General features: G+C 70.1%; 1 protein-coding gene. It reads right to left on the bottom strand.

All coding sequences use genetic code 11. The features are described from left to right. Nucleotides 1-10,696 (bottom strand): non-ribosomal peptide synthetase (locus SCNU_RS19825; RefSeq protein WP_009681199.1); only part of this gene is annotated, 10,696 nt, incomplete at both ends.

Below are 10,696 nucleotides of genomic sequence, written 5' to 3'. Positions count from 1 at the left end.
CGGCGGCAACGCCTCACCCGTACACGAGACGATCCGCACCGAATCCAACTCACGAATCCGATCGGCCCCGACCACCTCCAGGAACACCGACAACATCGACGGGACGAAATGCACCATCGTCGCCCGCGTCCGCGCGATCTCCGACGCCACATACTGCGGTTCCAAATGTCCGCCGGCCTTCAGCACCACCAGCGTCGAACCGGCCATCAGCGGCGCGAACAGCTCCGTCACCGAACAGTCGAACGTGTACGGCGTCTTCTGCACCACCCGATCCGAACCACCGATCGGCAGCTCGTCGAGGCCCCACCACAGCCGGTTGAGGACCGCCTCATGCGAAAGCGTCACACCCTTCGGCATGCCCGTCGAACCCGAGGTGAACAGCGTGTACGCGGCCGAATCGCCGTGCAGCGCACCGCGATCGGCGTCGGCCACCGGCGCTGCCGCCGGGTCGACATCGACGGAGGCGTCGACGCGCACCAGGCGCACACCGGTCGACGCCGCGGCGAACACCACGTCGGCGACCTCGGCCGGATCGGAGACCAGCAGCAGCTGCGCACCGGCGGTGTTCAGCATGTACTCGGCGCGATCGCCCGGCGCCGCGGTGTCGATCGGAACGTACTGACCACCCGCCGCAAGGACCGCGTGAATCGCGACCATCATCTCCACCGAACGCGGAATACACAGCGCCACAGCCACATCCGGACCCACACCCGCAGAGATCAACTCACGCGCCAACGTATTGACCCGCGCACCGAACTCGGCGTACGAGACCTCACGGTCACCGAACAGCAGCGCGATCGCGTCCGGGGTGGCCGCGATCTGCGCCGCGACGGCCTCCGGAATGGAGGTGACCGCGGGCAGATCCCGTGCCGGTCCCCATTCGAGTGCGGCCTCAGCCGACAGATCGGCCTCGGTCAGGATCGGCACGTCGCCGACGGCGGTCGAGGGCATCGCGGTGAGACCGTCGAGTGCGGCGACGAAACGCTGCGCCGTCTGATCCACTGTCGAGGCGTCGAACAGGTCGGTCGCGTAGGTGATCGAACCGAGCCAGCCGGAGCCGTCCGGACGGGACGCCACCTCGACATAGAGGTCCACCTGTGCTGGGACGTGCTCGGCCTCCAGTGGCTCGATCTCGAGGCCGGCGATCGACAGGTCGACGTCGCTCACCGAGGCACCGGGATCGAACGACAGAATCACCTGCGCCAACGGCGCGAACGCCTGGCTCCGCACCGGGTCCACCGCGTCGACGACGGTCTCGAACGGAACGTCGGCATGTGCGAAGGCGTCCACGTCGGCCTCGCGCAGCTGATCGAGGAGCGCGGTGAAGGCCATCGCCGGATCGACGTGCGCCCGCAACACCAGTGTGTTGATGAACATACCGACCAGCGAGTCCAGCTCACGCTGGCCGCGGCCGGCGATCGGCGTCGCGACGGCGATGTCGTCGGTGGCCGACAGGCGCGCCAGCAGGACCGCGAACGCACCGTGCACCACCATGAACGGGGTGACGCCGTGGGTCTTCGCGACCTCGCCGATCCGGGCCGCCACCGCTGCCGGGATCTCGAACGTCACATTCCGCCCGTCGTGGGTCGCCACCGCCGGTCGTGCGCGATCGGCGGGCAGCTCCAGCACGTCGGGCAGACCGGCCAGACGTTCGCGCCAGTAGCCGAGCTGACGTCCGACCACGGAGTCCGCGTCGTCGGGCGAACCGAGCACTCGGTGCTGCCATAGGGCGAAGTCCGCGTACTGAATGTCGAGCGGAGCGAACTCCGGCGTCTCGTCCTGGGCACGGGCCAGATAGGCAGTCAGCAAGTCGCTGACCAGCGGCAGCTGCGACTCGCCGTCCGAGGCGATGTGATGGGTGATCACCGCGAGGACGAACTCGTCGCCCGAGACCTCCCACACGCGGACCCGCACGGGCCATTGCGACGTGAGGTCGAAGCCGGCCATCGCGGCCACCTCGATCTCCGCCTGCGAGTCGACGATCGCCCAGTCCAGACGTGCGGCCACTGCCGACTTCCGCGCGATGTTCTGATACGGCTGTCCGTCGACGTCCGGGAAGGTGGTGCGGAGCACCTCGTGCCTGCCGACCACGTCGATGACCGCCGCGTACAGCGCGTCCACGTCGAGCGCACCGCGGATGCGGAGCACAGCGGGCAGGTTGTAGACGGGCGACTCGGGTTCGAGCCGGTTGATGAACCACATCCGGGTCTGCGCGAACGACAGCGGGACCGTCTCAGGCCGGGGGATCACCGCGGTGACCGGCTCGAGCGCGGCATCGCGACCGGCGACGGCGTGCACCAGATCGCGGACGGTGGGTGCACTGAAGGCGTCGCGGACCGAGACCTCGACGCCCAGCGCCTCGGAGACGCGTGCGACCAGTCGCGTCGCCGAGAGCGAGTTGCCGCCCAAATCGAAGAAGCTCGCCGTGACTCCGACCCGATCGAGGTCCAGAACCTCTGCGAAGGCGCGCGCGACTATCTCCTCCTCCGGAGTCCCGGGTGCGACGTACTCGGTGCTCGCCGCCTCCGGTTCGGGGAGGGCGCGGCGATCCAGCTTGCCGACCGCGTTGATCGGGATCTCGTCGATCAGCATGATGCTCGCGGGCACCATGAACGACGGCAGGCGCCGGCGTGCGGCGTCGCGGAGGTCGTCGACGGACACCTCGGCGCCGTTCTCGGGGACGAGGTACGCCGCCAACGATGTCGCGGGCTTGCCGACGCCGACCACCACAGCGGTCGCCACGCCGTCCTGCTCGGCGAACACGGTCTCGACTTCGGCGAGCTCGATGCGCTGACCGGCGATCTTCACCTGGAAGTCCGATCGCCCGGCGTACTCCGGGTGACCGTCGTCGTTGATCCGAACCATGTCGCCGGTGGCGTACATCCGGCGGCCGTCGGCCGCGAACGGATCGGCAACGAATCGCGTTGCGGTCAGACCGGGGCGCTTCAGATAGCCGCGACCGAGGCTCGCCGGTGCCGAGAGGTACAGCTCGCCGACGAATCCGCGCGGCACCGGATGGAGATGCTCGTCGAGCAGATAGCCGGTGAAGCCCGGCATCAGCTCGCCCATGGTGATCGGGGCACCGGGTTGGAGGACCCCGTCGGACGCCTGGACCGTCGTCTCGGACGGACCGTAGAAGTTCCACATCCGGCGACCGGCCGCCGTCGTCGTCGCCCAGCGATCGACGAGTTCGGGCGGGCAGGCCTCACCGGCGACGGCGAGATTCCGCAGCCCGGTCGTCGCCGTCGAGTCGAGAGTCGCCAGCACCGACGGCGTCACGACCAGATCGGTGACCGACTGCCCGTGCAGAATCGCGTCGAGCGCGGGTCCGGCGTAGTCGGACGGCGGAACGATGACCATCGTGTGGCCGTTGGCCAATGCCCACAGGATCTCAAAGAACGACGCGTCGAAGCTCGGCGACGCGAGGTGCAGCACGCGCGCGTCGGGCCGCTCACGACGGGTACCGGAGATCTGATGGAGTTGCTCGACGAGGGTGGCGAGGCCGCGACTGGTGTTGGCGACCGCCTTCGGCCGCCCGGTCGTCCCCGAAGTGAAGACCAGATAGGCCAGATCGTCGATCCGGTGCACACCGTTACGGTCGGCGTCGGTGAGATCCGAGCCGTCGATGTCGGCGAACGCCAGTTCCTCGACGAGAAGCCAGGTCGGGTCGAACGCCGAGAGCCGAGACGCGTACTGGCTCCGCGTGATGCCGAACCGGGACCGGGTGTCGTCGAGCATCGCGGTGATGCGCTCGTCCGGATGGGCGGGATCGACGGCGACGAACGCGGCACCCGACTTGACGGTGCCCCACACCGCGGTCACCGACTCGACGGAACGCTCGAGCGCGACGGCGACGATGTCCTCGGGGCCGACACCCTGGGCGATCAGCCCGCGCGCCACGCGGTTGGTGCGCGCCTCGAAGTCCGCGTACGAGATCACCTCGTCACCGGCGATGATCGCGGGATGCTCGGGGTCGAGATCGCGTGCGGCGATCAGATCGATGAGCCGCATGGGTTCGAGGGCCGGAGCGGACAGCGGCAGCATCGCGTGCGCGCCTCCGGCACGAGACACCAGTGGAATGTCGCCGATGCGGCGGTCGAGGTCGGCCGCGATCCCTGTCAGGATCTGCCTCAGCGCATCCGCGAAGACCTCCACCTGACGGTCGCTGAACGCCGTCGGGAGGTACTTCAGGGTCAGCAGGATCCCCTCGGCGGTGGGTGCCGCGCTCAGGTTGAGCGGGTAGTGCGTCGCGTCGGACACGTCCGCGCCGAGGATCTCGAGCCCGTCGCCCGCAGCACCGGTGTCCGCCGATGTCAGCGAGTCGGTGTCGACCGGATAGGACTCGTAGACGGTCGAGGTGTCGAACAGTCCGGACAGCCCCGTGAGAGCGGTCAGCTCGGACAAGCCGAGGTGCTGGTGATCGAGGACCTTGACCTTGTCCGCCTGCAGCGCGGCGAGCACCTCGGCGGCGCTCGCGGCCGGGTCCACGTCGACGACCACCGGCAGGGTGTTGATGAAGAGGCCGACCATCGATTCGACGCCGTCGAGGTCCGCGGGCCTGCCGGAGACGGTCTCGCCGAAGCTGACGACCCGGTTTCCGGTGTACCGCGAGATGAGCAGCGCCCACGCGAACTGCAGCACCGTCGACACGGTGGCCCCGCTGGTGCGGGAGACGTCCTCGACCGCTGTGGTCAGCTCGGCGCCGAGCTGAGTACGCAGGTCACGCGGCATCGCCTCCGCCGTCACCTCGATCGCGGGCGCCGCGAAGGTGGGTTCGGTGATCGGTGCGAGCACCTCGGTCCACGCGGCCGCGGCCGCCGCCTCGTCGACGGCGCCGACCCTGCGTGCATAGTCGGCGAAGTCGGTCGGGCTCGTTCCGGCGCCGGTGTAGGTGGCGCCGGTCGCGTACAGCGCGAGCAGATCGGCCATCACCAGCGGGCCGGACCAGCCGTCGAAGAGGATGTGATGGTTCGTGAGGACGACGCTCGTGCCCTCGGGGTGACGAACCACGACCACCCGCATCAGCGGCGCGGCGGTCATGTCGAACGGATCGAGCTTCTCCGCCGCGGCGAGTGCGGCGACCTCGTCCGTGGCGTTCGACGCGCCGTCGAGTTCGACGACCCGCCACGGCACCTCGACGCGTTCGGGCACCACGGCCACGACCGCTCCGCTCGCGGTCTCGACGAACGACGACCGCAGCGCTCGGTGGGACGCGAGCAGTTCGGTGGCCGCCCGACGCAGCCGCTCGACGTCCACTTCGCCGCCCAGGTGGAGAACGGCCTGCGTCACGTAGACGTCGACCGTCTCCGCGTGGTCGGGCGCCGACGCCGCGGCCAGCCGCGACTGGAAGTACAGACCGCGCTGCAGCGGCGTCAGCGGCCACACGTCCGCACCGGGATGGCGGTCGGCGATGCGATCCAGGTCCTGCTGCGTCACCCCGCTGCCGGGAACGTCCGACGGCGACAGTCCGAGATCGACGCCACGATCCACCAGATCAGCGGCGGCCGCCAGCTCGTTCTCCCAACGGTGAACGATGTTCTCGGCATCGGCGGGTTCCAGGATCGCGTCCGGGAACCGGAAGTCCACCCAGATCCGCCGCTCCCCCGACTCCACGGTGGTCCCCGAGTTGATGGTCAGGGCCGCGAGCGCGGACATGGCTCCGCCCACCGACGGCGGGAAGGCCGGACCGTCCGCACTCATGAACGGCAGATCCACCGATGCCGCACCGCCGCCGGACGCGCCCGCGCCCAGGAAGTTGAAGATGATGGACGGCAGCGGACGGTTCGCGAGCTCGGTGCGCGCGGCATAGCGCAGCAGACCGAAGCCGACACCCGCGTCCGGCTGTCCGAGACGCTCCTGTTTCGCCGCCTTCATCGCGTGCACGATGTCGCCGGCGGGATCGATCGCGGTCGGTGCGATCGAGGTGAACCAGCCCACCGAGCGCGAGAGGTCCGCGCGATGCGGATCGTCGCCGGCGACAAGCAGGTCCTCGACGCGGCCGTGCGATTCGAGGAGCACCGTCACCGGTGCGTCGTCGACGATGCCGCGGTCGTTCTGCCAACCGCGGACCGCGCGTGCGAGCCCGCCGAGCAGAACGTCGTTCACGTTGCCCTGCAAGGCGTCCGGGACGGCACTGAGCACCTTCTCGGTCAGCTCCGCGGGCAGCGTGTGCAGCAACGACGACGACGCCGAGTCGCGATCGCGCGACGGGTCGAGCGCGGTGCCGAACGACGTCGGATGCTCCGGGAGCCGGGTCAGCCAGTAGTCGAGTTCGCCGGTCCGCGACTGTGCCTGATCGGCGAGGGCGCCGGCCCAGGCGCGGGCCGAGGTGCCCTCCGGCCGCAACGCGATCGGCTCGCCCGCGCTGAGCTGGGCCCAGCCGGTGACCAGGTCCTCGATGATCGCCTGCCACGAGACGGCGTCGACGCCGAGGTGGTGGATCACCACGACGACCCGTCCGGCACCCGTCGGGTCGGTGACGTGCACGGCCTGCACCAGCGATCCGGTCGCCGGATCGAGGCGGCCTGCCGCACCGGCGTGTGCCGCCCGCAGCGCGTCGTCGAAACGTTCGGAGCCGAGTGGCGCGTCAGCCGCGATGTGGGCGACGGCCGCCTGCGCATCGAACGGCGTACCGGTGACGAGTGCCCAGTCGGCGGCGTCATTGTCAGCGGCGTCATTCTCAGCGGGGACCTTGCTGAGCTGCGCGGACAGCATCGGGTGCACACGTACCACCGCGTCGAGCAGGCGCGCCAGATCAGCGAGTTCGAGCCCCTCGGGCGCCGCGATCACCGCGGTCTGCGAGAAGTCTGCGAAATCGGACGGCTGCTGGGCGTGCTCGATCATCCAGGCGACGACCGGCGGAATCGCGGACGCACCGCTGCCGCCGCCCGCGGGCTCGGGCAGCATCGGCAGCACCGCGGAACCCGCGGCCGCCGCCATCGCACGGACGGTCCGGTGCTCGAAGATCTCACGGGGCGAGAGTTCGATGCCCGCGGCGCGCGCCGCGGACGCGAGCTGGATCGACATGATCGAGTCACCGCCCATGGCGAAGAACGACTCGGTGACGCTGACGCGCTCGTGGCCCATGATGCCCGCGACCACGGCGGCCAGTCGTTCCTCGGCGTCACCCTCCGGTGCGACGTATTCGCTGTCGGCCGAGGCGAACTCGGGCTCGGGCAGCGCCCGGCGGTCGATCTTGCCCGCCGAGTTGAGCGCGATGTCGTCGAGCACCGTCCACACCGACGGACGCATGTACTCCGGCAGCGCCTGGTCGACGGCGGTCTTGACCGCGTCCAGATCGACCGTCGCGGGAGCCACGTAGGCGACGAGGTGCTCGGCGCCGGTCGGCGCGGTCGCGACGGTCGCCGCCGCGTGCACCACGCCGGGTGCCGCGGCGAGCACCGACTCGATCTCACCGAGCTCGATGCGCTGACCGCGCAGCTTCACCTGGAAGTCCGTACGACCCAGATACTCGATGTCACCGTTCGCACGACGACGCACCAGATCACCAGTGCGGTACAACCGCGCACCCGGCGCACCGAACGGATCGGCGACGAACCGCTCCGCCGACAGCCCCGGCTGCGCCGCGTACCCGCGGGCCACCTGAACACCGCCCAGGTACAGCTCACCGGGAACACCGGTCGGCACCGCGCGCAGACGGGCGTCGAGGACGAGCGCGGAGGTGTTCCACACCGGCCGGCCGATCGTCACCGGGTCGGGAGCGTCGGAGACGTCCGCCCAGGTGACCTCGACGGCGGCTTCGGTCGGCCCGAAGAGATTGTGGATGCCGACTCCCGGCAGCGCCCGGTGAGCACGTGCCACGACAGCGGGCGGTAGCGCCTCACCCGAGGCGAAGACCCAGCGCAGTGAGGTGAGTGCGGCCAGTCGCGTCGGATCGACGACGTCGAGGAAGACCGAGAGCATCGACGGCACGAAGTGCACCGAGGTCGCCTCGGCGGTCTCGAGCAGGTCGATGAGGTAGTCGGGATCGGTGTGGCCGCCGGGCCGCGCGACGATCACCGTCGCTCCGGTCATCAGCGGTGCGAACAGTTCCGGCACCGACACGTCGAACGTGTACGGCGTCTTCTGCACGATCCGGTCGCCCGTGGTCCACGCGAACTCGGCGAGGCCCCAACGGAGGCGGTTCAGGATCGCCCGATGCGACACCGTCACGCCCTTCGGACGGCCGGTGGAGCCCGAGGTGAACAGCGTGTACGCGGCGTTGTCGGGATCCATCGGCGCGAGCCGGTCCGCGTCGGTGATCGGCGCCGACGGTTCGATCGGCGCCTGTGCGTCGACGCGCATCAGTCGCGCACCGGCCTCGGCCGCGGCGAACACGACGTCGGTCACCGGGTTGTCGGCGGCCACGAGCAGCACCTTGGCGGCAGCGGTCTCCAGCATGTATCGGGCGCGGTCGGTCGGTGCGGCGGTGTCGACCGGGACGTACTGGCCGCCCGCGGCGAGGACTGCGTGGATCGCGACCATCATCTCGACGCTCCGGTCGATGCAGACGGCCACCGCGGTGTCCGGGCCCACGCCCGCTGCGATCAGGTCGCGGGCCAGCGCGGACACGCGGTGCCCGAGCTCGGCGTAAGAGACACTTCGCCCCTCGAAGCTGATCGCGCGTTCATCGGGGGTCCGGGCGATCTGCGCGGCGACGGCATCGGCGACCGTCTGGTCGACCACGTCGACCGCGGGTCCATTGCCGAGCGCGACCGCGGTCGAACGCTGGTCGGCGGTGATGACGTCGGCATCGGCGACCGTGCGGTCGGGTGCCTGCGTCAGCCCGTCGAGCAGTCGGACGAAGCGCGCGCCGAACTCGTCGGCGGTCGACGCGTCGAAGAGATCGGTGGCGTAGATCAGCGTTCCCGCCCAGTCGTCGTCGGCGGAGACCGCGACGTGGACCGCGAGGTCGAGCTGGGCCGCGATCGACGGCGGTTCGACCTGTTCGACGGTGAGACCGTCGATCGTGATCGACGACGCCGCTCGGTCCTGATCGAGCGCCAGCATCACCTGAGCGAGCGGTGCGAAGGCCTCGCTGCGAACGGGATCGACGGCATCGACCACCACCTCGAACGGCACGTCGGCGTTGCCGAAGGCGTCCAGGTCGGTGGTGCGGATCTGCGCGAGCAGGTCCGCGAACGATCCACTCGGATCGATCTCCGAGCGCAGCACGAGCGTATTGACGAACATGCCGATCAGCGGATCGATGATCGCCTGCCCGCGCCCGGCGACCGGGGTCGCGACGGCGATGTCGTCGGTCGCCGACATCCGGGCGAGCAGCACGGCGAGCGCGGCGTGGAGCACCATGAACGGCGTGGCTCCGGACTCGACGGCGATCTCCTCGACGCGGCGAGCGAGCGGCGCCGGAACGGTGAAGCTCGAATGCGCTCCGGACTGCGACGCGACCTGCGGACGCGGCCGGTCGGCGGGCAGGTCCAGGACGTCCGGGAGTCCGCTGAGCGTGCGCCGCCAGTAGTCGAGCTGGCGCCCGGCGACGGTCTGCGCATCGGCCGGATCGCCGAGGACCTCGTGCTGCCAGATCGCGTAGTCAGCGAACTGAACGGCCAACGGGGTCGCGGTGGGCGGGGTGCCCGCGCGACGAGCGGCGTACGCGGTCAGGACGTCCGTCACCAGAGGCGCCCGCGACTCGCCGTCGGCGGCGATGTGGTGGGCGACGACGGCGACGATGCACTCGTCCTCCGAGGTCTGCCAGATCCGGACGCGGATCGGCCATTCGGCGCTGACGTCGAAGCCGGAGCCGACCGCGGTCTCGAGCTCGGCCCGCGTCGCGACGACGGCGAAATCGAGGCGGCGGTCGATCTCGTCGACCCGGTGGACTCGCTGGACCGGGCGGCCGTCGACCGACGGGAAGGTGGTCCGCAGCACCTCGTGGCGCGCCACGAGGTCGCCGAACGCGGCGCGCAGCGCTGCGTAGTCGAGCGGACCGGTCAGCCGCATCACCGACGGGATGTTGTAGGTGGCGATCTCCGGGTCGAACTGGTTGATGAACCACATGCGCTGCTGCGCGAACGACAGCGGAATCAGGTCCGGCCGCGGGTCGACCGCGGTGATCGGGGCGAGGGCGGGCGCCCGGCCGGCCGAAGCGGCGACGAGGTCGCGGACGGTGGGCGCGTCGAACAGATCGCGCACCGACAACTCCACACCCAACGCCTCACCCGCACGCGCCACCAGACGCATCGCCGACAACGAGTTACCACCCACATCGAAGAAGTCATCGGTCACACCGACGCGCTCCACACCCAGCACATCCGCGAACGCCTGCGCCACCGCAGCCTCCACCGGACCCTCCGGCGCCACGAACTCCGCATCCAACGAACCGAACTCCGGCGCAGGCAACGCCTTCCGATCGATCTTGCCCGCCGTATTCAACGCGATGTCCTCGAGCACCATCCACACCGACGGCACCATGTAGCCGGCGAGTGCGTCCTCGGCGACCGCCTTGACGGCCTCGAGGTCGACGGACTCGCCCGGCGCCGCCGCCAGGTATCCGACGAGGTGTTCGCCGCCGCCCGGCGCGGAGGCGACGGTGGTCGCCGCGTGCACCACGCCCGGTGCGCCTGCCAGGACGGCTTCGATCTCGCCGAGCTCGATGCGCTGACCGCGCAACTTCACCTGGAAGTCCGTGCGGCCCAAGTACTCCAGACCACCGTCCGGCAGACGACGAACCAGATCA

Source organism: Gordonia neofelifaecis NRRL B-59395 (assembly GCF_000192435.1).
In the GTDB taxonomy this organism is placed as follows: domain Bacteria; phylum Actinomycetota; class Actinomycetes; order Mycobacteriales; family Mycobacteriaceae; genus Gordonia; species Gordonia neofelifaecis.
Note: the sequence above shows the minus strand (reverse complement) of the source record. Positions and strands in the feature narration are given on the sequence as shown.